This is a genomic window from Achromobacter xylosoxidans A8 (genome assembly GCF_000165835.1).
GTDB classification, from domain to species: Bacteria; Pseudomonadota; Gammaproteobacteria; order Burkholderiales; family Burkholderiaceae_B; genus Achromobacter; species Achromobacter xylosoxidans_B.
Genome location: NC_014640.1, coordinates 163,453 through 184,928 on the forward strand (window position 1 = coordinate 163,453; position 21,476 = coordinate 184,928).

General features: G+C 65.5%; 21 protein-coding genes and 2 tRNA genes. 3 read left to right on the plus strand and 20 right to left on the minus strand.

All coding sequences use genetic code 11. The annotated features are described in order from the left end of the window. Positions 1 to 9 precede the first annotated feature (9 nt). From AXYL_RS00765 to AXYL_RS00785, 5 genes are all read right to left on the minus strand, one after another. The gene (locus tag AXYL_RS00765; RefSeq protein WP_013390917.1) at positions 10 to 981 is read right to left on the minus strand and encodes an ABC transporter permease; all 972 of its coding nucleotides are present in this window, start codon (positions 979 to 981) and stop codon (positions 10 to 12) included. A gap of 122 nt (positions 982 to 1,103) precedes the next feature. Next, the gene (locus AXYL_RS00770; RefSeq protein ID WP_013390918.1) at positions 1,104 to 2,711 is read right to left on the minus strand and encodes an ABC transporter substrate-binding protein; all 1,608 of its coding nucleotides are present in this window, start codon (positions 2,709 to 2,711) and stop codon (positions 1,104 to 1,106) included. Positions 2,712 to 3,071: 360 nt separating this feature from the next. Next, the gene (locus AXYL_RS00775; protein WP_013390919.1) at positions 3,072 to 4,460 is read right to left on the minus strand and encodes a GTPase/DUF3482 domain-containing protein; all 1,389 of its coding nucleotides are present in this window, start codon (positions 4,458 to 4,460) and stop codon (positions 3,072 to 3,074) included. Further along, on the minus strand, positions 4,453 to 5,895 hold the full coding sequence (locus AXYL_RS00780) for a DUF2868 domain-containing protein (RefSeq protein WP_049797890.1): 1,443 nt from the start codon (positions 5,893 to 5,895) through the stop codon (positions 4,453 to 4,455). Before AXYL_RS00780 ends, AXYL_RS00775 begins: the two co-directional genes overlap by 8 nt. Before the next feature lie 85 nt (positions 5,896 to 5,980). Continuing rightward, complete coding sequence (locus AXYL_RS00785) at positions 5,981 to 6,871, minus strand: helix-turn-helix domain-containing protein (RefSeq protein WP_013390921.1); 891 nt, start codon at positions 6,869 to 6,871, stop codon at positions 5,981 to 5,983. A 149-nt stretch (positions 6,872 to 7,020) separates the two neighbouring features. Between AXYL_RS00785 and AXYL_RS00790 the strand changes: the two genes are divergently transcribed. Beyond that, positions 7,021 to 7,914, plus strand: coding sequence for a DMT family transporter (locus tag AXYL_RS00790; protein WP_013390922.1), 894 nt, complete (start codon positions 7,021 to 7,023; stop codon positions 7,912 to 7,914). 45 nt (positions 7,915 to 7,959) lie between these two features. Here the strand turns inward: AXYL_RS00790 and AXYL_RS00795 are convergent, their stop codons facing one another. The 12 genes from AXYL_RS00795 to petA all read right to left on the minus strand — a co-directional run bounded on the left by AXYL_RS00795 (position 7,960) and on the right by petA (position 16,568). Then, positions 7,960 to 9,156, minus strand: coding sequence for an aminotransferase class V-fold PLP-dependent enzyme (locus AXYL_RS00795; RefSeq protein WP_013390923.1), 1,197 nt, complete (start codon positions 9,154 to 9,156; stop codon positions 7,960 to 7,962). 17 nt (positions 9,157 to 9,173) lie between these two features. After that, positions 9,174 to 9,647 (minus strand): RidA family protein, encoded by a 474-nt coding sequence (locus tag AXYL_RS00800; RefSeq protein ID WP_013390924.1) that lies wholly within the window; start codon positions 9,645 to 9,647, stop codon positions 9,174 to 9,176. A 96-nt stretch (positions 9,648 to 9,743) separates the two neighbouring features. Continuing rightward, the gene (gene gcvA / locus AXYL_RS00805; RefSeq protein WP_013390925.1) at positions 9,744 to 10,658 is read right to left on the minus strand and encodes a transcriptional regulator GcvA; all 915 of its coding nucleotides are present in this window, start codon (positions 10,656 to 10,658) and stop codon (positions 9,744 to 9,746) included. A 134-nt stretch (positions 10,659 to 10,792) separates the two neighbouring features. Next, positions 10,793 to 10,868, minus strand: a tRNA-Asn gene (locus AXYL_RS00810). Positions 10,869 to 11,034: 166 nt separating this feature from the next. After that, positions 11,035 to 11,241 (minus strand): hypothetical protein, encoded by a 207-nt coding sequence (locus tag AXYL_RS00815; protein WP_013390926.1) that lies wholly within the window; start codon positions 11,239 to 11,241, stop codon positions 11,035 to 11,037. A gap of 1 nt (position 11,242) precedes the next feature. Continuing rightward, positions 11,243 to 12,001 (minus strand): hypothetical protein, encoded by a 759-nt coding sequence (locus AXYL_RS00820; RefSeq protein WP_013390927.1) that lies wholly within the window; start codon positions 11,999 to 12,001, stop codon positions 11,243 to 11,245. 217 nt (positions 12,002 to 12,218) lie between these two features. Further along, positions 12,219 to 12,294 (minus strand) — tRNA-Thr (locus tag AXYL_RS00825). 67 nt (positions 12,295 to 12,361) lie between these two features. Further along, on the minus strand, positions 12,362 to 12,811 hold the full coding sequence (locus AXYL_RS00830) for a ClpXP protease specificity-enhancing factor (RefSeq protein ID WP_013390928.1): 450 nt from the start codon (positions 12,809 to 12,811) through the stop codon (positions 12,362 to 12,364). 12 nt (positions 12,812 to 12,823) lie between these two features. After that, positions 12,824 to 13,435 carry a glutathione S-transferase N-terminal domain-containing protein gene (locus tag AXYL_RS00835; RefSeq protein ID WP_006388039.1) on the minus strand — a complete coding sequence of 204 codons (612 nt, stop codon included), beginning with the start codon at positions 13,433 to 13,435 and terminating at the stop codon, positions 12,824 to 12,826. 153 nt (positions 13,436 to 13,588) lie between these two features. Next, entirely contained in the window at positions 13,589 to 14,440 is an 852-nt protein-coding gene (locus tag AXYL_RS00840; RefSeq protein WP_013390929.1) for a cytochrome c1, read from the minus strand. A gap of 23 nt (positions 14,441 to 14,463) precedes the next feature. After that, a complete protein-coding gene (locus AXYL_RS00845; protein WP_013390930.1) occupies positions 14,464 to 15,852 on the minus strand; it encodes a cytochrome b in 1,389 nt (462 codons plus the stop codon). A 74-nt stretch (positions 15,853 to 15,926) separates the two neighbouring features. Beyond that, positions 15,927 to 16,568 carry a ubiquinol-cytochrome c reductase iron-sulfur subunit gene (gene petA / locus AXYL_RS00850; protein ID WP_013390931.1) on the minus strand — a complete coding sequence of 214 codons (642 nt, stop codon included), beginning with the start codon at positions 16,566 to 16,568 and terminating at the stop codon, positions 15,927 to 15,929. A gap of 140 nt (positions 16,569 to 16,708) precedes the next feature. On the opposite strand from petA, the gene mscL reads away from it, so the two are divergent. Next, a complete protein-coding gene (mscL, locus tag AXYL_RS00855; RefSeq protein WP_013390932.1) occupies positions 16,709 to 17,158 on the plus strand; it encodes a large conductance mechanosensitive channel protein MscL in 450 nt (149 codons plus the stop codon). A gap of 126 nt (positions 17,159 to 17,284) precedes the next feature. On the opposite strand, the gene AXYL_RS00860 is transcribed toward mscL, so the two are convergent. After that, on the minus strand, positions 17,285 to 18,046 hold the full coding sequence (locus tag AXYL_RS00860; RefSeq protein WP_013390933.1) for an aldolase: 762 nt from the start codon (positions 18,044 to 18,046) through the stop codon (positions 17,285 to 17,287). 144 nt (positions 18,047 to 18,190) lie between these two features. On the opposite strand from AXYL_RS00860, the gene AXYL_RS00865 reads away from it, so the two are divergent. Continuing rightward, positions 18,191 to 19,216 (plus strand): AraC family transcriptional regulator, encoded by a 1,026-nt coding sequence (locus tag AXYL_RS00865; RefSeq protein ID WP_013390934.1) that lies wholly within the window; start codon positions 18,191 to 18,193, stop codon positions 19,214 to 19,216. 35 nt (positions 19,217 to 19,251) lie between these two features. On the opposite strand, the gene AXYL_RS00870 is transcribed toward AXYL_RS00865, so the two are convergent. Both AXYL_RS00870 and AXYL_RS00875 read right to left on the minus strand, forming a co-directional pair. After that, positions 19,252 to 20,583, minus strand: coding sequence for an MFS transporter (locus AXYL_RS00870; RefSeq protein ID WP_013390935.1), 1,332 nt, complete (start codon positions 20,581 to 20,583; stop codon positions 19,252 to 19,254). A gap of 55 nt (positions 20,584 to 20,638) precedes the next feature. Beyond that, positions 20,639 to 21,265 carry a glutathione S-transferase family protein gene (locus AXYL_RS00875; RefSeq protein WP_013390936.1) on the minus strand — a complete coding sequence of 209 codons (627 nt, stop codon included), beginning with the start codon at positions 21,263 to 21,265 and terminating at the stop codon, positions 20,639 to 20,641. Between the last annotated feature and the right edge of the window lie 211 nt (positions 21,266 to 21,476).

Genomic DNA, 21,476 nt, shown 5'->3' on the forward strand with positions numbered 1-21,476 from the left:
ATGAGTCCTTTACTTGCTCTGCACGCGCAGACGCGGGTCCACGGCGAAGTACAGCAGGTCCACGACCAGGTTGATGACCACGAACATGAAGGCGATCAGCACCAGGTAGGCCGCCATGACGGGAATGTCCACCATGCTGATGGCCTGGATGAACAGCAGACCCATGCCGGGCCACTGGAACACGGTTTCCGTGATGATGGCGAAGGCGATGATGGAGCCCAGTTGCAGCCCGGTAATCGTGATGACCGGCACCATGGTGTTCTTCAGCGCATGGCGGAAATTGATCAGCCGTTCCGGCAGGCCGCGGGCGCGCGCGAACTTGATGAAGTCGGCGCGCAGCACTTCCAGCATTTCGGCGCGCACCAGCCGCATGATCAGCGTCATCTGGAACAGCGCCAGCGTGATGGCGGGCATGATCAGCGCCAGCCAGCCTGATTTGGTAAGGAAGCCCGTGGTCCACCATCCCAGGCTGACCACGTCGCCGCGTCCGAAGCTGGGCAGCCATCGCAGCTGCACGCCGAAGAACAGGATGAGCAGGATGCCGATCAGGAAGGTGGGCAGCGAGATGCCGGCCAGGGAGATCGCCATGAAGGCCTTGGACAGCACGCCGTGGCGCTTGAGGGCGGTATAGATGCCCATGGGTATGCCCAGGGCCAGCGCCATCACGGCGGACACGAAGGACAGTTCCAGCGTGGCTGGCATGCGCTCTTCGAGCAGCTCGCTGACCGGCCGGCGATGGCGGTACGACATGCCGAAGTCGCCGCGCACGGCGTTGGCGACGAAGTGCGCGTACTGCACCACGAACGGGTCGTCCAGGCCCAGCTGTTCGCGCAGTTGCACGCGTTGTTCAGGGGTGGTGTCCTGGCCCACCATGCTGGCTATCGGGTCGCCCACATAGCGGAACATGGCGAACGCGATCAGCGCCACCGTCAACATCACCAGCACCGACTGGATAAGCCGTTGCGCAATAAAGGAAAGCATTATCGGGAGCCCTCGGTTTCAGATAACGCCGGGCCGCGTTTCCCGCGGATGGCGGGAACCGGGGCTGGGCCGGGCGCGCCCGGGCGGCATGCGCCGCCCGGGGCTCGCGCGTCGCTGGCCGCTTACGGCAGGACGACGTCGCGCAGGTCGAGCACGTCGTCGGCGCGCTGGATGACCTTGATGTTGTCCTTCACGCCCCAGGACATGGGTTGCTGATGCAGGGGCAGGTAGCCATAGTCGTTGCGCACGATCTCGAAGGCTTCCTTGATCATGGCGTTGCGCTTGGCCTGGTCGGTTTCGACGCCGATCTTGTCGGTGAGCTCGTCGACCTTCTTGTTGCAGTAGCCGCCCAGGTTGAACTGGCCCGCGGCCGTCTTGGCATTGCGGCAGGAGGTCAGGTTCAGCAGCGTGTTGTGCGCGTCGGTGGAGCTGGGCGTCCAGCCCAGCATGTACATGCTGGTCTGGTTGCCGGCCTGCAGCAGGATCTTGCCGAAGTACTTGGACTTGGTCTGGGCCAGCAGGTTGATCTTGATGCCTACGCGGGCCAACATGCCGGCCACGGCCTGGCAGACCTTTTCGTCGTTGACGTAACGGTCGTTCGGGCAGTCCATGGTGACCGTGAAGCCCTTGGGATAGCCAGCTTCGGCCAGCAGCTTCTTGGCGCGTTCGGGATCCGGCTTGTACGGCGCGCCGAAGGATTCGTCATAGCCGTTGATGGCGGTGGCGATGAGCGAGCCCAGCGGCTTGGCCGCGCCGCGCATGATCTTCTCGTTGATGGCCTTGGTGTCCACGGCCAGCACCACGGCTTCGCGTACCTTGGGATCCTTGAAGGGGTTCTTGCCCTTCACGTCCGAGAACAGCAGTTCGTCGCGGTCCTGGTCCATGCCGATGAAGATGGCGCGCGCTTCGGGCGCGGTCAGCGGCTTGACGCCCTTGGCGTCTTCGAGCCGCTTCCAGTCCTGCACGGGCACCGGCTGCACCAAGTCCATTTCGCCGGAGATCAGCGCGGCCACGCGTGTCGCTTCCTGCGTGATCGGCTGGAAGATGACCTCGTCGACGTTGGTCTTGATGTTCTTGTTCCAGTAGCCGTCGTAGCGCTTGAGCACGGTCTTCACGTCGGGCTGGCGCGAGGTCAGCATGAAGGGGCCGGTGCCGTTGGCGTTCAGGTTGGCGTAGTTGCCCTGGTTGTCGCCCTTGACGTTGGTGGCTTCGGTGGTCTTGTTCTTTTCCGACCACGACTTGCTCATGATGTACAGGAACACCCATTCGCGCGGCAGGATGGGGTTGGGCGTGGGCGTGATGACTTCGATGGTGTAGTCGTCCACCTTCTTGATGTCGGACGCCTTGGCGCCATAGCCCTTCATATCGGAGCCCGGGGTCAGGCTGCGCTTCCAGGAGAAGATGACGTCGTCGGCCGTGAACGGCGAGCCATCATGGAACTTCACGCCCTTGCGCAGTTTGAACACCCATTTGTTGGGTTCGGGGTTTTCCCAGCTTTCCGCCAGCAGCGGCGTCAGCTTCAGGTTGCCGTCGTAGCCGGCCAGCGTTTCGTAGATGTTGCCCTGGAAGCCCAGCGTGAACGTTTCGTTCAGGGCCATCGGATCCATGGACGTCGCATCGCCTTGGTAGGACCAGTGTAAGGTCTTGGCGGCCGCGCCGGCGCTGAATGCCAGAGAGGCGGCGACGGCAGCCGCGAGCGCAGCTTGCTTCAGGTGGGGAAAAGTACGCATAGCCCTCATGCTCCGTGTGGTGCGCGGATAGCGCGACAGAAGTGACAGGGCCCCGGCCCCATGGGGAACCGGGGCATGGCGTTGCTGCTTACGACGAAAGACGGATTGGGGTCTGGCGATACGCAGCGCGAACCGCGCGCGGGCCGCCTGTGTTGGCGCTGCCGGGAATCACTGCGCAGGACTTCGACTTCACGATAGACCCAACCCCTTGTGATTATCATGACGGGGACGGACCCGCGCCGATGCAGAACGAATGTTATAGATCCATTCGTTTAAGCGTCAATCGGTTTGGATTGGGGTTAGTACTTGCTTGCCGGCAGCGTGGAATGGTGCGTGCGGCGCAGGCGTGGGGTTCTGCGTTCAAGCGCCGGGAGGCGGCGCGTCGGCAAGGGTTTTCGCCAATTCGCGTACCACGCGCTTGCGGCGGTCGCTGTCTTCGTAGGGCGCGCCCAGGGCCGACCATTCGGGCCGGCTGCGGGCTTCCTTCAGCGCCTCGGGCAAGGGTCCCTTGCGCCAGGCGTCATCCTCCGGATGATCTAGCCTCAATGGCTCGCGCGCGGCGTGGCCGCGGCGCTCAAGCGCTTCGATCAGTTGCCGCTGGCGCAAGGCCAAAAGCCGCAGCACCGCGTCGTCGACGCTGATCTCGCGCCAGCCGCGCAGCTTGCCGGCCACGCGCTTGCCCAGCTTTTCCACGCCTTGCCACAGGCCGCCCGCGGCGGCGCCGATCAGCATGCCGGTGCCCAGGCTCAAGCCCGCGCTGAACAGGTCCACCGCCGCGCCGGCCATGGCGCCCGCGGCGGCGCCCATGCCTACCTGCACGCCCATGTCCTTTAGCGCCTGGGGATGGAACAGGTCCATGCCCCAGCGCTCGCCCTGCAGCGGCAGCGCGTCGTCGGTGAAATCGGCTGCGCGGAAGTTGTAGAGCGCCAGCAAGGCGTTGACGCAGGTCTGTTCGCGTTGGCGCACCTGGTCGCGCAGTTTGCTTGAGGCGGCCGTGAGAGCCGCTTCGTCGCTGGCGCTGGCGACGTGCAAGGCGGCTACGTCCACCAACAGGTCGGCCAGCAGTTCGTAGGCCGAGCCGCGACGCGTCCGACGCTGCTCGGCCAAGCTGGCGGACAGTCGGGCCAGCGCGGCGGCGTGGCGGTCCAGCAGCACGCCGAGCTTGGCGTAGAGTTGCTGCTCGCCATCCAGCGGCGGCGCGACGGTGTCGAACTCCACCACGGCATGCAGCCCCAGCCGCGCCATGGCGGCGCGCCATTCATCGGCGCGGTGCGCGGGTGCGTTGACGAAGTTCAGCACCGGCAGCAGGGGCCGGCCACAAGCGGCCAGGATGGCGAGTTCGTCGCGGTGCTTACCCAGCACCGGATCGCGCGCGTCGATGACGTACAGCGCGGCGTCGCAGTCCAGCATCTTGGCCAGCACGCGCGCCTCCTGCTCATAGCGGCCATGCGCGGCGGGCGTGTCGAGAAAGCGGCGGATGCGCGCGGGGCCGTCCAGGCGCTCTTGCGGGCTGTCCAGCTTTTCCAGGTACTCCAGCAGCGAGATGCTGTCTTCCATGCCTGGCGTGTCGAACCATTCCAGCACGGCCCGTCCTTCCAGCCGCAGGCGCGCGCCTTCGACGTGGCGGGTGGTGCCGGGGCTGTCGGCGACTTCGCCGAAGCGGGTGTCACGCGTCAGCGTGCGCAGCAGCGAGGTCTTGCCGGTGTTGGTGTGGCCGACCAGCGCGATCCTGATGATGTCTTCAGCCATGGCCGGACTCCAGCCACGAGAGCGGGGCAATGGGCGCTTGCAGCACCGCGTCGGCAGGCAGGCCGAGGGCAAGCAGGCGTTCGCGCCATAGCGGCGCGCGGGTGGCGGGGGCAACGGTGTCCGCATGCGGCGTGATCAGCCAGATGCGCGTCTGTTCCGCATGCGCGGCCAGTTCGGCGATCAGCGACAGCGTGCCGCGGTCGGGAGTCTGGCGCGCGTCGCAGGCGATCAGCAGACGCTTGGCGGCCTTGCCGGCCAATGCGTCCAGCACGCGGTTGCGTTCTTCGCGGTTGTCCAGATTGCCGGCCTGCTGGATGCCCGCGGGCATGTCCGCGGGCGGCCAGGCCAGGTCCGCCGGCAGTTCCAGTCCCAGCAGCACGGGCTGGCCGCCCAGGCCCGCGAGTGGCGGCGCGCCGACCCGGGGTTCGTGCAAGGGATCGACCGGGCGGTCTATGCCGGTGGACAGGGCGGGCGGTTCCAGGCGGTCGCGCAGAGCGGAGAAGCCGGGCAGCGCGGGATCGATGCGCAGGCCGCGCAAGGCGCGCAGCGAACCCGCCACGCACAGCGCGCCGGCCAGCAGACGGGGCAGGATGCCGTAGACCACCAGCACGCCGATCAGCCAGAGCGACCACTGCACCTGCGCTTCGGCGGGCAGGGCCTGGGCGCCGTCGCTGGCGCGGATCATGGCAGCGTCTGGCATCGGAAAGCCCAGTTGGGCCGGCAGCCAGCCCAGAGCCTGCGTCAGGCGCACGAAGGTGTCGGGCGCCAGCAAGGTGGTGGCCCAGATGAAGCGGTAGCTGGCGGTGGACAGCACGGCCAGCAGCACCGCCAACGCCGCGCACAAGGCAGTCAGCCACAGCAGATGGCTGATGCTGCCGAACAGCCAGCGCAAGGCGCCGGCGCGGGCCAGCAGGTTGAGGAAGGCCTGCGGCACCAGCGCGCTGTCGGGGCCGCGCGCCAGCTTGCGGGTGGCCCACAGCCAGACCCGTCCCAGTCCCGTGACGGAGGACGCCCGCAGCAGGAAACTGGCCAGCCAGAGCAGGAAGGTGAGCGCATGCAGGCCCAGCAAGGCGCCCAGTGCCCACAGCACGTTGACTGCGCGGGAGCCGTCGCCCAACGCGCCCAGCGCCGCGCCCGCGCCGGAAAGCGCGGCCAGCAGGAATAGCAAGGCCAGGATGGCGAGCGCGCTGCGGCGCCATGTTTCGACCAGGGAGACGAGGTTCTCGCGTTGTGCCAGCAACTCGGCGCGGGCCAGGATGCGTGACGGCAGATCGCCGTCCTGCTGGCGCACGCGGCGCACCGTGTCTGCGTCTTCCAGCGGCCCCCAATGCGCTTCACGCAGGCGGATCAATTCTGCCAGCCAGTGCGCGCGCACGGGGCCGGCGCCGAGGGGGGCAGCCGTGGGGGAGGAATCGCGAGAGGTCGTAGACGGCATCGCGTCGGGCGGCGGTACGGTCAGGCCCTGGGGGCGGTGGGCCATTGTAGACCGGGCGGGCCGCGAAACGGGGCCGCAGCGCTGCTCAGTGCCTGGTGCGCGCGCTGCGGTATTGTCCCGGCGTGACGCCGACGGCGTCGCGGAAGACCCGCGCCAGATGGCTGGCGTTGCCGAAGCCGCTGGCTTGGGCAATGCCGGCCAGATCGCCCTTGCCGGCCGCCAGCAGCTTGCGTGCGTGCGCCAGCCGCCGTGTCCGTACCCAGGCGTGCGGTGGTTCGCCGAAAGAGGTGTGGAACATGCGGGCGAAGTGGTAGGTGGAGAGCGCCGCCACGCCCGCCAGCTCGTCCAGCGTCAACGGTTCGGCCAGATGCGCGTCGACGTAGTCCATGATGCGCCGGCGCACCACGGGCGCCAGGCCGCCGCGCAGCGTTGCCGCAGGCTTGCGCGCCACGCCTTGGTTCAGCAGATGGTGCAGCACGGTCTCGGCCGCGCTGCTGGCCGCCAGCCGGTCGGCGGGCTGGTTCCAGTCGGTCTCCAGCAGTTGCCGGCATACGTCGATCAGCGAGTCGTCGTGGATGTACGTGCGGTCGCGCAGTTCCAGCGTGCGAGGCTCGCAGTCCAGCCGCATGACGGCTTCGCGGGCCAGGCGTTCCGGCGCGATGTAGAGATGCAGGAAGTGCACGGAGTCGTTCATGCTCCAGCGCGAGTAGTGCTCCGAGGGCAGCACGCAGAATTTGCCGGCGCCGCCGTGCAGCCGGTCCTGGCCCAGGCGGAACGACTTGTCGCCGCCGTGCAGATAGAGCGACAGGGTGTGATGGCCGGGGTTGTCGTAGCCCATGGTCTCGTGCGCGCTGCGCGACCATTGCGAGATGGCGATGCCCTCGCCCAGCGCAGCGGCCCGCCCCAGCGTCGCGGTGGAGCTCGCCAGGGTGCGGAAGACGGAGAAATCGGCTGGAGCCGAAGCGACGGTAGGCATATGAGTGGAATGCTACTGCGATCCCGCGCGCGCCGCGTGCGCGCGAAGAAGAAAACCGCAAGAACCGGCAATCCTCGCTGGCCGGGCGGGCGCAAACTGGATTCCTGGGCGGTTTTCCGGACCGCCGTTCCCTGTTTCGGCACCGCATCGTGAATCTTTTCCTGTATTTCCTCACTGTCGTCATCTGGGGCACTACCTGGATCGCCATCAAGCTGCAGCTGGGCGTGGTGGCCATACCCGTCTCGATCTTCTATCGGTTTGCGCTGGCGGGCCTGATCCTGTTCGCGGCCCTGGCTCTGACCCGCAAGCTGCAAAAAATGGACCGGCGCGGCCACTGGCTGTGCGTGGGCCAGGGCCTGTGCCTGTTCTGCCTGAACTTCCTGTGCTTCTATACGGCAACCCAATGGATCCCCAGCGGCCTGGTGTCGGTGGTGTTTTCGGCGGCCACGCTGTGGAACGCGCTGAATGCCCGCCTGTGGTTTGGCACCCGCGTCGCGCCGCGCGTGATGGCGGCCGGCGCCTTGGGTTTCTCGGGTCTGGTGCTGCTGTTCTGGCCGGAACTGGCCGGGCAGCAGGCCAGCCACGAAACCTTGCTGGGCCTGGGCTTCGCCTTGTTGGGCACGTTCTGTTTTTCCACCGGCAACATGCTGTCGTCGTTGCAGCAGCGCGCCGGCATCCGGCCCTTGACCGGCAATGCCTACAGCATGCTCTATGGCGCGGCCATCCTGCTGGCGGGTTGCGTGGCGGCGGGCCTGCCGTTCGAGTTCGATAGTTCCGCCTCGTACGTGGGCGCTCTGCTCTACCTGGCCATTCTCGGATCCGTGGTCGGGTTCACGGCCTATCTGACGCTGGTGGGGCGCATGGGGCCGGCTCGCGCCGCCTACTGCACGGTGCTGTTCCCGGTCGTGGCCCTGAGCGTGTCCACGTTTGCCGAAGGCTATCAGTGGACAGCGCCGGCCCTGCTGGGCCTGGCGCTGGTGATGTTGGGCAACTTGCTGGTCTTCACGAAGTGGACGCCCTTCGCGCGGCGCGCGGCGGCTTGAGCGCCGCCTGGAGCCCTGTGCAAGGCTGCTTGGGGTGAACAGGCCCTAGCGGGCCAGGGCGCGCAGCCCTTCCAGCAGGCGGTCGATTTCTTCGTCGTTGGTCAGATAGCTGACCGATGCCCGCGCAATCTGCGTCAGGCCGCGAGCCTCCATGTCCAGCGGGGTATAGGGCACGCCGTTGCTGCCGATGGTGATGCCCTGCGCCGCCATGGCGCGCTGCACCGATACCGCGTCCTGGCCGGCCAGGTTGAAGGACACCAGGCCAGAGCGTTCGTGGCCCTGGTCCAGCACGGTGATGCCGGGGATGGCTGCCAGTTCCGTCCGCAGGGCCCGGGCTGTGGCGTCAATGCGCGCGCGGATGGCCGGCAGACCGATGTCCAGCGCCTCCTGCAAGGCATTGGCCAGACCGCAGCGCAGCGCCAGTGAAGCCTCCGCCGATTCCAGGCGAGCGGCGTCCTGGCGCAGCACGGGCTCGCCGTCCGCGCCCAGGGGAGCGGAATGGGTGTCGACGAAGGCCGGCGTGAGCCGGTCCAGGAAGCCGCGCCGCACGTACAGCAGGCCGGTGCCGCGCGGGCCGCGCAGCGCCTTGCGCCCTGCCCCGCTCAGCACGTCGCAGCCGATCTGCGCCACGTCCACGGGCAACTGGCCGACCGCCTGCGCCGCATCCACGAAGTACGGGATGCGATGGCGGCGCGCCACGTTGCCGATGGCGGCGGCGGGATTGATCAGGCCGCCGTTGGCCGGCAGCCAGGTCAGCGCGATCAGGCGCACTCGTTCGTCCAGCATGGCCTCCAGCGCTTGCGCGTCGGTGCAGCCGCTATCGTCCGAAGGGATGACTTCCAGCGTGGCGCCGGCGCGCTGCGCCCTGAGCCGCATGGCGGCCAGGTTGCCGCCCCATTCGTGGCGGCCCACCAGAATGCGATCGCCGGGGCGCCACGGTTCCAGCGCCGCAAAAGCCGCGCCCCAGCCGGGCGAGTTGCCGCCCGTCAGCGCGATTTCGCTTGGGTCCGCGTTAAGCAGCCGGGCCGCCAGCGTGCGAGCGTTCTCAATCAGCTCGCGGGACCTCACGCCGGCTTCCATCGGCCCTTGAGTGGCTTCGCGTTGCAGGTGCGCGTGGATGGCCTGCAGCGTCGCCGCCGAGGGCAGCGACGCGCCGGCGTGATTGAAATGGACCGTGGTGTGGGCGCCGGGAGTCTGGGCGCGCAACGCTTCCACGACGCTGGGGGTCAAGGGGGCGGACATGGCGGCTCCGGCAGGGATCAGGCTTGCGTGAGCGCGATGACCGCTTCGACTTCGACTGCCACGCCCTGCGGCAGGGACGCCACGCCGACGGCGCTGCGCGCGTGACGGCCGGCATCGCCGAAGACCTCGACCATCAGGTCCGAGGCGCCGTTGGCGATGGCGCTTTGGCGGTTGAAGTCGGGCGTGCTGGCCACGAACACGCCCAGGCGCACGACGCGGGCCACGCGGTCCAGCTTGTCGCCGGTGGCGGCCGCGATCTGCGACAGCAGGCCCAACGCGGACAAGCGCGCCGCCTCTACGCCGTCGGCATCCGAAATCTGGTCGCCCAGGCGTCCCAGATAGGCTGCCTTGCCGTCCTTGCGGGAAATCTGGCCGGAGATATACAGCAGGTTGCCTTCCTGCACGAAAGGCACGTAGTTGGCGGCGGGCGCGGAAGCGGCTTCGAGGGTCAGGCCAAGTTCGGCTACGCGGCCGGAGATAGAACGGGTCATGAGGGACTCCTGAATGGGAAAAGAAGGGCAAGCCTCATGCTATCGGCCGCTGCCGACCCTGACCAATCAATTTTTGCGCAGTACACATGAGCAAAACTAATGCGTATCGCCCTGCGCCTGCGCTTCCTGCAACAGCCAATCAAGGAAGCGTTGCGCGGCCTCGCCCAGCGCGCCGCGCGGCGTCACGAACCACCAGCCGATGCGCGGCGCCTCCAGCGTAGTACCCGGCAGAGCATGCACCAGCGCCCCGCTGGCGAGCTGGGCGCTGATCAGGCGGTGGCGGCCCATCGCCATGCCTTGGCCGGCCAGCGCAGCCTCCACGACGATGTTGTAGTCATGCAGGCGCACGGGTTGCACGCCGCCCAGGTCCACGCCATGATGCCGCGCCCACGCGTCCCATTCGAAGGGATGGCGCGCATGCGAGGCCAGCAGCGGAAAGCGCAGCAGGTCTTGTGGCGTGCGCGGGCGCTTCCTGCCCGCGATCAGCGCGGGCGCGCAGACGACCGACAGCCGCTCCGCCATGATCAGCCGGGAGCGCACGCCAGGCCACACGCCGCGGCCGTAGCGGATGGCGACGTCGACCTCTCCGCCCGCCACGTCAGCCAAACCGATGTCGGGCTGCAATTGCAGATCGACGTCCGGATGGGCCGCGCCAAACACCGCCAGGCGCGGCGCCAGCCAGCGCGTGGCGAAAGACGCCAGCAATCCGACGCGCAGCGTCTGGCGCGGCGTTGCGGGCGCGCGGAGTTCGTCGGTGCCCTGGCGCAGCAGTTCGAAAGCCGCGTGCACGCGTTCGTAGTAGGCCTGTCCTGCCGCAGTCAACGCCACGGCGCGCGTACGCCGTTCGAACAACGCCACCCCCAACTCGGCTTCCAGGCGCTGGATATGGTGGCTGACGGCGCTTTGCGTCACGAAGAGTTCCTGCGCGGCCAGCGAAAAGCTCATGCGCCGCGCGGCGGCTTCGAAAGCGCGCAGGGAAACCAGGGCGGGCAGGGATCGCGCGGAACGCATGGAGACGTGGAAAACCGTGATGATGGAATGCGCATCATCGTACGCCGCGCGCCGCCCGGCAAATGGGCTGGATAGCCGCTTTCAAATGCAAAAGGCCCGCAAACAAGTTGCGGGCCCTTCAGTACTGCATTCTTTGGCTCCCCGAGCTGGGCTCGAACCAGCGACCTGCGGATTAACAGTCCGTCGCTCTACCGACTGAGCTATCGGGGAACAGGTAGAGGGGGCGAATTATGCACAAAAAAACGGAAGAATGCAAAACGGGGTGGGCGCGGGAGGTCGACGCGGCGAATATTTGCCTGTCTTACCAACGCGCGGGCGCATGCAGCGGGCATTTGCCGTACCAAAACGCAGTCCGGGTGGGGCAGTACCAACGGGGTCAGGCGGGAACCATTCCCTTCAGCGCCGACGGCGGGCCAGCGTCTTCAATGGCTCCTTGCCGGATACCCGTGCTGCCACTTGTAATGGCGCGCAACCCGTAGTCCGTGAGTATCAGTTCCCGAACCTGGATTACCGCGCCCGGCCTGGAAATGAGTCGGGATCCCTTGAAGAAGGCTTCAGGTTTCTTGCTGGCGGCAGTGGTCATATCAATACCTTTTGGTGACGAAGTCGCTGATGGCTTTGGCGCCGGCGCCTACGATCTCCGCGACATCGTTGCGTTCGAAAAGCGCACGGTCGCTCGAGTCCATATAAATCACGCCTACGGGATGCTGGCCTGAACGGTCCAGGACAGGCACCGCCATTGCCGAATAGCGCCCCGGCCCAAGCCGGCGGGCTTGGGTCGCCGTATAACCCCATTCAAGCACCAGCTCCGCACGGAGTTGATCTTCCGTTCGGTGCTGGCTGGACATGACCAGCGGTGTTTTGCTGCGGACGGCCCTGCCCGCGATGCCGGTGTGCACGGGAAAGGTCCGCCCTGCGCCCTCGCCGCCTGCGCCCGCGTAGTTGATGATCTGCTCGATTTCCCGCGGTTCATGAACGGGAGGAACGACACGGTGGAAGGTGGTGCGCAGGTCGGCTCCGCACTTGCGCTTGTTGCACCATTCGGCAAGCATGGTGTGCATTGTGGAAACCGCTGCACCCAGACCTTCGTGGACGACGTCCGGCCCGTCCATGTCGTCTTCGGCGCGTGCCACAGCCACGCGAACCAGCGCAGCCAGAATCAGCCAGACGCCAGTAGCCGCCGTCAGGCCGAACATCCATGATTCCAAGAGCGGTTCGCGCCAGCTCTTCACTGCGGCGGTTCCGGCAACGAGGATGGGCGGGCCGTTGAACAGGACTTCCCTGGGCCACCGCTTTTGCCAGAGGCGCTTTTGCCGCACGCCGGGGAGATGATTGATATGCATGGAACCGTGCCTTCTGGGCGGAACTTGGCGCGATTGTAGTCAGCGATTTCGCGTAAAGGCCTGGTTGCAGAGTCCGGCGGCGCGTTAATAGGACCAAGTGCCATGAGCGGGTTCAGAGCCGGGCGTTCAGGGCCGGATTCGGGCAATAAAAAACCCGCGCCGTCATAGCCGGTGCGGGTTTTTCAGATCGTCTCTGGACGGATCTGCATCTGGAATCTGGTGCCGGTGAAAGGAATCGAACCCTCGACCTTCTCATTACAAGTGAGCTGCTCTACCAACTGAGCTACACCGGCGCTGCGTGCCAGGCGCACGCGAAGGGCTGCATTGTAATGAAAAAAATGCAGACCTTGCGTGGAGGCCTTATTTGACGATGGTCAGGCGCGGACGCTTGGGTTCGTCGTCGTCTCCGCCGTCGTCGCCGGGGGCGGCGTCGGCGTCGGAGCCTTCGGGCGCGGCGGGGACCGTCGCACCCTGGGCGCCTGCTTCCGGCGGTTCGTAGGGCTGCACTTCGAAGCCCATGCCGGCGCCGGTTTCGCGCGCGTAGATGGCGCTGACGGCGCCCACGGGAACGTAGACGTTTTCGGTCACGCCGCTGAAGCGGGCCTGGAATTCGATGAATTCGTTGCCCAGCGTCAGGCGGTTGGTGGCCAGCGTGCCTACGTTCAGCGTGATCTGGCCGTCGCGCACATGGGCGACGGGCACCATGGTGTGCTCGTCGACCTGCACGGTGATGTAGGGCGTGTAGCCGTTATCGGTGCACCATTCGTGCAGCGCGCGGATCAGGTACGGTTTGGTCGAAGTTTCACCCATCACGCAACAGCCTTAGCGACGCATCACTTTTTCCGAAGGCGTCAGCGCTTCGATGTAGGCCGGACGCGAGAAGATGCGTTCGGCGTACTTTTGCAGCGGCGCCGCGTTCTTGGGCAGTTCGATGCCGTAGTGGTCCAGGCGCCACAGCAGCGGAGCCACGGCCACGTCGAGCATGGAGAATTCCTCGCCCAGCATGTACTTGTTCTTCAGCAGCATGGGGGCCAGCTGGGCCAGGCGGTCGCGGATGTTCTGGCGGGCGTTGGCCAGCTTCTTTTCGTCGGGCTTGGCGCTGCGGTCTTCCAGCGTCGAGACGTGAACGAACAGTTCCTTCTCGAAGTTGTAGAGGAACAGGCGGGTGCGGGCGCGCATGACCGGGTCGGCGGGCATCAGCTGCGGATGCGGGAAGCGCTCGTCGATGTACTCGTTGATGATGTTCGACTCGTACAGGACCAGGTCGCGTTCGACCAGAATGGGCACTTGACCGTACGGGTTCATCACCGAGATGTCTTCGGGCTTGTTGTACAGGTCGATGTCGCGGATCTCGAAATCCATGCCTTTCTCGAACAACACGAAGCGGCAGCGTTGCGAAAACGGACACGTGGTTCCGGAATAGAGCACCATCATGGCGGTAAGTCCTTTATTGAAAAACGAAAGGCCAGCGCCTTAATCTAGCAGGCGCTGGCCCCAATTGCCAGGCGGGATAGGCGTACAGCCCTATCCGCCAATTCCGTCCCTAATTGCAATCGGGGACGGATAAAACCTGGCGGGGCGTTGCGGTTAGCGCACGTGTTTCCAGTACGAGGCATTGAGGCGCCAGGTAACCAGGAAGAACAGCAGCAGGAACAACATGACACCGACGCCGAGACGGACGCGGAATGTCTGGACGGGTTCGGCCATCCAGGACATGAACGCGGTCAGGTCGGCGACGTCGTTGTCGTATGTTGCGACTTGGGCCGGGTTGGCGGCCTTAAATTTGGCATCGAAGGTGGCATGGCCGTGGTAGTTGGCTACCGGTTCGGCCTTGACCGTGGAAAAACCCTGTGCATCGTACACCGTGGTGACGCGTTCCCAGGTTTTGGGGGCGTCACCCTTGCTTTCGACCTCGTGCATGGCGACGGTCGTGAGCTCGCGCGGACCCTGCACTTCCCAGAGGGCGTGGGGCATGCCCACGGCCGGGAAGACCAGGTTGTTCCAGCCCGTGGCGCGCGACGTGTCGCGGTAGAAGGTGCGCAGGTAGGTGTAGATGTAGTCGGCGCCCGAGGGGCCGGCGTTCACGGATTTGGCGCGCGCGATCACGGACAAGTCCGGGGGCGTCGTGCCGAACCACTGCTTGGCATCCTTCGGGGTCATGGCGACGTTCATCATGTCGCCGACCTTTTCGCCGGTGAACAGCAGGCTTTCCTTGATCTGCTGGTCGGTCAGCCCGATGTCCTTGAGCTTGTTGTAGCGCATCGAGGACGCGCTATGGCAGTTCAGGCAGTAGTTGACGAACAGCTTGGCTCCGTTCTGCAGCGACGACATGTCGTTGACGCGGTACGGGGCCTTGTCCAGCGGGTAGCCGCCGCCGGCGGCGAGGGTAACGGTACACGTGAGCATCAAGGCCACGGCACCAATCAGCTTCTTGATCATGGTTAATCCGTTATCTGGTGGGCTCAGTGGGCGTGGAACGTGACGCGCTCGGGCACTTGCTTGAAAGTGCCCAGGCGGCTCCAGACCGGCATCAGGAAGAAGAATGCCAGGTACAGCAGCGTGCCGATTTGCGACGTGATGTTCAACGGCGGACTGGGCGGCTGCGTACCGATGTAGCCGAGCACCAGGAAGTTGACCATGAAGATGCCGTAGATCCATTTGTGCCAGGTCGGGCGGTAGCGGATCGACTTGACCGGGGAATGGTCCAGCCACGGCAGGAAGAACAGGATGACGACCGTGCCGCCCATGGCGACCACGCCCCAGAACTTGGCGTCGATCACGCGCAGCAGCACGGCCACGACGATCAGGATGCCAGGGACGGCGATGCGCATGAAGCCCTTCAGGTTGCTCTTGACGAGCAGCGCGATGGCGCCCAGCACGGAAGCGCCCGCCAGCACCCAGGTGAACTCGTCGGTGGTGGCGCGCAACATCGAGTAGAACGGCGTGAAGTACCAGACCGGGGCGATGTGCGGAGGCGTCTTCAGCGAGTCGGCAGGGATGAAGTTGTTGAACTCGAGGAAGTAGCCGCCCATTTCCGGCGCGAAGAACACGATGAACGCGAACACCAGCAGGAAGCCGGCCACGCCCATCAGGTCATGCACGGAGTAGAACGGGTGGAACGGGATGCCGTCCTTCGGGCGGCCGTACTTGTCCTTCGGGCCTTGCTTGATCTCGATGCCGTCCGGGTTGTTCGAGCCGACTTCGTGCAGCGCCACCAGGTGGGCCGCGACCAGGCCCACCAGCACCAGCGGGATGGCGATGACGTGGAAGGCGAAGAAGCGGTTCAGCGTGGCGTCCGACACGACATAGTCGCCGCGGATCCAGATGGACAGCTCAGGACCGATGAAGGGAATGGCCGCGAACAGGTTCACGATCACCTGCGCGCCCCAATAGGACATCTGGCCCCAGGGCAGCAGATAGCCGAAGAAGGCTTCCGCCATCAGACAGAGGAAGATCGCGACGCCGAAGATCCATACCAGTTCGCGCGGCTTGCGGTAGGAACCGTAAAGCAGCCCGCGCAGCATGTGCAGGTACACGACGACGAAGAACATCGACGCGCCGGTGGAGTGCATGTAGCGCACCAGCCAGCCCCAAGGGACTTCGCGCATGATGTATTCGACGGACTGGAACGCGCGTTCGGCGTCCGGCTTGTAGTGCATGACCAGGAAGATGCCGGTCACGATCTGCAGCACCAGCACCAGCAGGGCCAGTGAGCCAAAGAAGTACCAGAAGTTGAAATTCTTCGGTGCGTAGTACTCGGACAGATGGGCTTTCCAGGTGGAGGTCACCGGGAAGCGCCGGTCCAGCCAGCCCAACAGGCCTGTCGTCTCGACGGTTTTCTCGCCAGCCATGTAACGGCTCCTTCTCTAATACGTGGCGTATTTGTTTTACTTACGTAATTCGGGAAAAAAGCGCGACGCGAGCGTCAGGCCTTGTTGTCTTCATCGACGCCCACGATGATGCGGGTGTCGGTGAGATATTGGTACGGCGGGACTTCGAGGTTGTCGGGCGCGGGCTTGTTCTTGTAGACACGGCCAGCCAGATCGAACGTGGAGCCGTGGCAAGGACAGAGGAAACCGCCTTGCCAGTCGGCGCCCAAGCCACCGCCGCCGCCTGTTTCGAAGTGCGAGGTAGGCGAGCAGCCCAGATGGGTACAGATGCCGACGCAGACGAAGAGCTCGGGCTTGCGCGAACGGCCTTCGTTTTCGGCGTATTTGGGCGTGAAGCCGGGGCGTTTGGAGTCAGGATCGGCCAGCAAGGCGTCCTGGGTCTTCAGACCGGCGAGTTGTTCAGGAGACCGGTGGATGATCCAGACCGGCTTTCCGCGCCATTCAACCGTCTTCATGGTGCCGACGGGAATGTCGCCAATATCCACTTCTACGGGAGCTCCGGCCGCGCGGGCTTTTTCGGAGGGAGAAAACGTGCTCACAAGCGGCACTGCCGTTGCGACACCTGCTACGCCACCCACAGCACAGGCGGTGGTAACCCAGAAACGTCGCGAAGGATCAGGTGGCAGGTTGGGATCAACCGCACCGTCATCATCGTGCACCAGCGTATCCTGACTCATCTTCCTATCCTTGTTGATGCGCCCGCTCTACGAGTAGCATCACTTCTGCGGCATCGGCTTCGCGGGAATTTGTAACAACATAGCAACCGCGTATTATAGCGCCAGCCCACTCACGGGCGTATCACGAAGGGAGTGCTTTTATGAGCAAAGCGACTGGTTTCGTCAAAGAATTCCGAGATTTCGCTGTCAAAGGCAACGCAGTGGACCTGGCAGTCGGTGTCATCATCGGCGCGGCGTTCGGCAAGATCGTCGACTCGCTGGTCAAAGACATCGTCATGCCGCTGGTCAACTTCATACTCGGCGGCTCGGTCGATTTTTCGAACAAGTTCCTGGTTCTGTCGATGCCGGCCGGCTACAACGGCCCCATGACCTACGCCGACCTTACCAAGGCTGGCGCCAACGTTTTCGCGTGGGGCAACTTCGTCACGATCATCATCAACTTCGTGTTGCTGGCCTTCGTGATCTTCTGGATGGTCAAGGCCATCTACAAGGCCCGCGCCAAGGCCGAGGAAGCGCCGGCCGCACCGGCCGCGACGCCCGAAGATGTGGCGCTGCTGCGCGAAATCCGCGATCTGCTCAAGAAGCCCTGATCCGACACTGCCGCAGGTCCGGGATCCGCGCAGCAGCGGATCGCGGGCCGCGGCAGGCGGACGTTCCCGCCGGCGCATGCCGGCCCCCGCTGAACGATCCGCCGCTTGTTCTCTCCCCCGATAGCCCTATTCCGCAGCCATTTGCCGTTCGACCCGCCGCGCAAACATGGCGAAGCTCGCGCGCACGATGCTGGGCTTCAACAGGAAGTCGTGCGATTCGGCCGCCAGCGCGTCATTCACCGGTTTGACTTCGCCGTATGCGGCCGCGGCCTGCAGCTGATTGCGGGCCGCGCGTTCGATCAGCACCGACAGGTACAGCGCCTCCTCGACGCAGGAGCCAGCGGCCAGAAAGCCGTGGTTGGCCAGCAGGATGCAGCGCTTGTCGCCCAGCGCCGCTGAAATGATCTCGCCTTCCTGGTCGGCGATGGGCAGGCCGGGCCATTCCTTCAGGTGGGCGCAGTCGTTATGGAAGGGCGTTGCGTCCATGTGCGCGACGACCAGCGGCTGGCCCGTCATGGACAGCGTCGACACATACGGCGGGTGCGTGTGGATGATGCATTGCACGTCGGGACGCTGACGGTAGACCCAGAAGTGGAAGCGTACGGCGGGGTTGGGCGTGCCCGGGCCGTCGAGTACTTCCATGTTGTCGTTGATGCGGATGACCGAGGCCGGGACGATTTCGTCGAAGGCCTGGGCCATGGGCGTGGTCAGGAACGTGCCGTCTTCCTGGCGCACGGTGATCTGGCCCGCCAGGGTTTCCGAATGGCCTTCGCTGGCGAGAATGCGGCAGCTCAGGGCCACCTTTTCCTTCTCGCTCCAGTTCCCGAAGTCGAGCTTGTTCGCGGAGCGCGCAAAGAAGGCGTCGGCATGGGCTTGTTTTTCCAGCATGGGGTCTCCTTGGGATAATGGCTCAATTACACGCCCGCCGCTGCCGCCAGCGATTGACCGATCACGAACGAGGGTTGACTCAATGCGACAGGAAGGCAGGCGCTTTTCGGCCAGTGTTGGCCAGCCCGACAGAGTGTTCCCAGCATGCCACGCGCCAGCCAGACAGTGAATCCATCCGCCCGGCCCGCCTGTTCCGAGGCGGATCTCAATTTCGCGCCGCAGTTCCGCCCTTTCTATGCGCAGGAGATCGCGGGCTACGAGCGAGAGCTGGACAAGCTGGTCCTGCCAGGGGAGTTCCGGGCCTTGACCGAACAGCCCAGGCTGCAATTGCAGGCCTGTCGGTTGCGGGCAGGCGGGCTGGTGGTGAGCCTGGAATCCACGCCGATCAGCGTGCACCACCGCGCGGAGCACGCGGCCGACCTGGCGCATGCGGAGTTCCTGGCGAGCTTCGTGATCGCGGGGCACGGCGTCATCGTGCAGAACGAGGCCACGCTGCCGCTGGAACCCGGCGACATCATCTTCCGCACCACCGCGCTGCCTTCCGAAATCCGCATGTACACCGACTCGCGCATCGTGGTGGTCAAGGGGCCGCTGTCGCGCCTGCTGGGCGCGCACAGCCTGGCGATGTCGCAGTTCACGGCGCAGCGCGGCGTGGCCGCCTTGCCGATGGTGCAGACCGCGCATCGCTGCCTGCATCACGTGTTCTTCGACAAGGCGGAATCCAATCCCACCTCGTCGCTTTTTGCGGAGCAGGCGCTGCTTGCGCTGCTGGCTTCGATCTATACCAGCCAGGCCTTGGAGAAGATACCGGGCGATGCGCGCGCGCCCGCCGACAATTGGCAAGTGCTGGCCAGCTACATCGATGCCCACATCACCGATCCGGAGTTGTCGGTGCAGGCGGTGGCGGATGTGCTGCGCGTCACTACGCGCTGGGTGCACCGGCTGTTCAAGATGCGCTCGTTGCAATACACCAGCTACGTGCGCGAACGCCGCCTGCAGCTGGCCAGGGAAGCGCTGGAGGATCCGCGGCGCGCGCACGTCGAGGTCAAGGAGATTGCGGCGTCTTGCGGCTTTCAGCATGCCAGCCATTTCATCCGCCGTTTTCATGAACGCTTCGGCATGTCCCCCGCCCTGTACCGCAAGACGGCCAGAAGCGGCGACGGCGCATAGGTCCGTGCCGCCTGCTCGTGGCTGGTTGCGGCGTGTCAGCCGCGCCGCAAGTCCTGCGGCGTGGGCTTCATGAGAAACGCCGAGGTGCCCGCGACGATGCCGAGGAACGCCAGGTAGACGCCGACCGGAAGAATACTGTCGAACTTCTGCACCAGCGTGGCCGAGATCAGCGGCGCCAGGCCGCCGCCGATGGCCGCCGAGAACTGGACCCCGATGGACAGCCCGGAATAGCGCAGCTCCGCAGGGAACTGGGCGCTGTAGAGGCTGGATTGGGGCGCGATCATGATCGCGTAGTTGAAGGCCATGGCGACGAAAACGGCGAGGCTGTATGCCATCAGCGAGCCGCTGCCCACCGCGAGAAAGATCGGGATGGCCATGAGCCCCAGGAACATGCCGCCCCAGCCACAGACGCGGCGCGCGCCGATGCGGTCGGCCAGCACGCCGAACAGCGGAATGGTGAACATCAGCAGGCCGGCGCCGTAGAGCAAGGCGTGCAACGCGTCGGCCCGGCTGAAGCCCAGCTTCGAAACGGCATAGGACACGGAGAACACCAGGAAGGTGTAGATCAGGGTGACCTCGGCGATCTTGCAGCCTATGCAGAGCAGCAGCGACTTGCCGTGCTTGCGCAGCAGCTCGCCCAGGGGCATCTTGTCTTCCAGGGGCTGCCTGGCCAGCGCCTTTTCGCGCTTGACCTGTTCGAACTCCGGCGACTCGTCGATGCCGTGGCGGATGAACAGGCCGACGACGATGAGCACGGCGCTGGCCAGGAACGGCAGGCGCCAGCCCCAGGACAGGAAATCCGCTTCCGGCAGCCGCGTCACCAGCGCGAAGGAACCCACCGACAGCAGGATGCCCAGGGGCGCGCCCACCAGCGGCAGGCTGCCGAAGAACGCCTTCCACTTCGGTGGCGCGTGCTCGACAGCCATCAGCATGGCGCCGCCCATCTCGCCGCCGAACGACAGCCCCTGGCCGATGCGCAGCACCACCAGCAGCACCGCCGCCGAGATGCCGATCTGTTCATAGGTCGGCAGCAGTCCGATGAGCACGGTGCATATGCCCATCAGCAGCAGGCTCAGCGTCAGCATGGACTTGCGGCCGATGCGGTCGCCGAAATGGCCGAACAGGATGCCGCCGATGGGCCGCGCCAGCATGCCGCTGGCGAACGCGCCGAAGGCCGCCAGCGTGCCGGTTACCGGATCGAATTGCGGGAAGAATATCTTGTTGAATACCAACGCCGCGGCGGTGCCGTAGGCGAGGAAGTCGAACGCTTCCACGGCGGTGCCGATGACGGTCGCGACGGCGACCCGGAACAGGTTCGGTTTCTTGTGTGATTGGGTAATAGGCTGCGCGGCCTGTATGGCGTCCATGTGGTTCCCTCTTGTCTTGTAGTAATAGTTTTTGTGTTTGTGGTCGCGCGCGGGCTCAGGGGCCCGGCGGCACGTATCCCGGCAACTGCTGTATGCGTTTGCGCCATGCCTCGATGGCGGGATAGGCGGCCATGTCGATCGCGGCCTCCTCGGCCAGCGCCAGGTAGCCGTAGCAGGCAATGTCGGCCACGCTCGGCGCATCGCCGCCTGCCAGCCATGCGTTTTCCGCAAGGCGCTTGTCCAGGCGTTGCAGCACGCGGTCCGTGCGGGCTTGCATGCCGGGCACGTCGAGCAGCGCCTCGCTCACGCCCAGGTGGTGCGCGGCTTCGGCGTTGCTGACCACGCGCGTCAAGCGCAGCGGCTGCAGGCTGTTGGCGATTTCATTGGCGGATACCGATATCCAGGCGTGCATGGCGCCGATGCGCGCGGGCGGCGCGAGCCATTCGGGGGCATAGTGGTGCGCGAGGTGCAGCAGGATGGCGTGGCTGTCCCAGATGGCGGTGTCGCCATCGGTCAGCGCGGGGATCTGCTGGAAGGCGCTGATTTGCTCGAACTCCGCCGTCTGGTTCTTGCGGGCCAGCACGTCGATGAATGCGCTTTGGTAGTCCCGGCCGATGAGCGCAAGAAAGAGGCGGACCTTGTAGCAGTTGCCGGAGCGCGGGTGGTCGTAGAGGGTCAGCATTCCATGGCTCCGTGTGTAGGAGGCCCAGCCGGAAAAGGCCCGGCCGCGGGCGATTGGATGGAATGCTAGGGCTGTGGGCTGCGCCCGGAATTGACAGGGAGAGAACCGCGATTGACCAGATGCGACGCACAGCCGCCGCCTTGATCGCGCCCTCTGGTTTTCCCCTAGGCAAGTCCGGCCGATTCGGACGCTGGCGGCGTGTGCGGTTGCC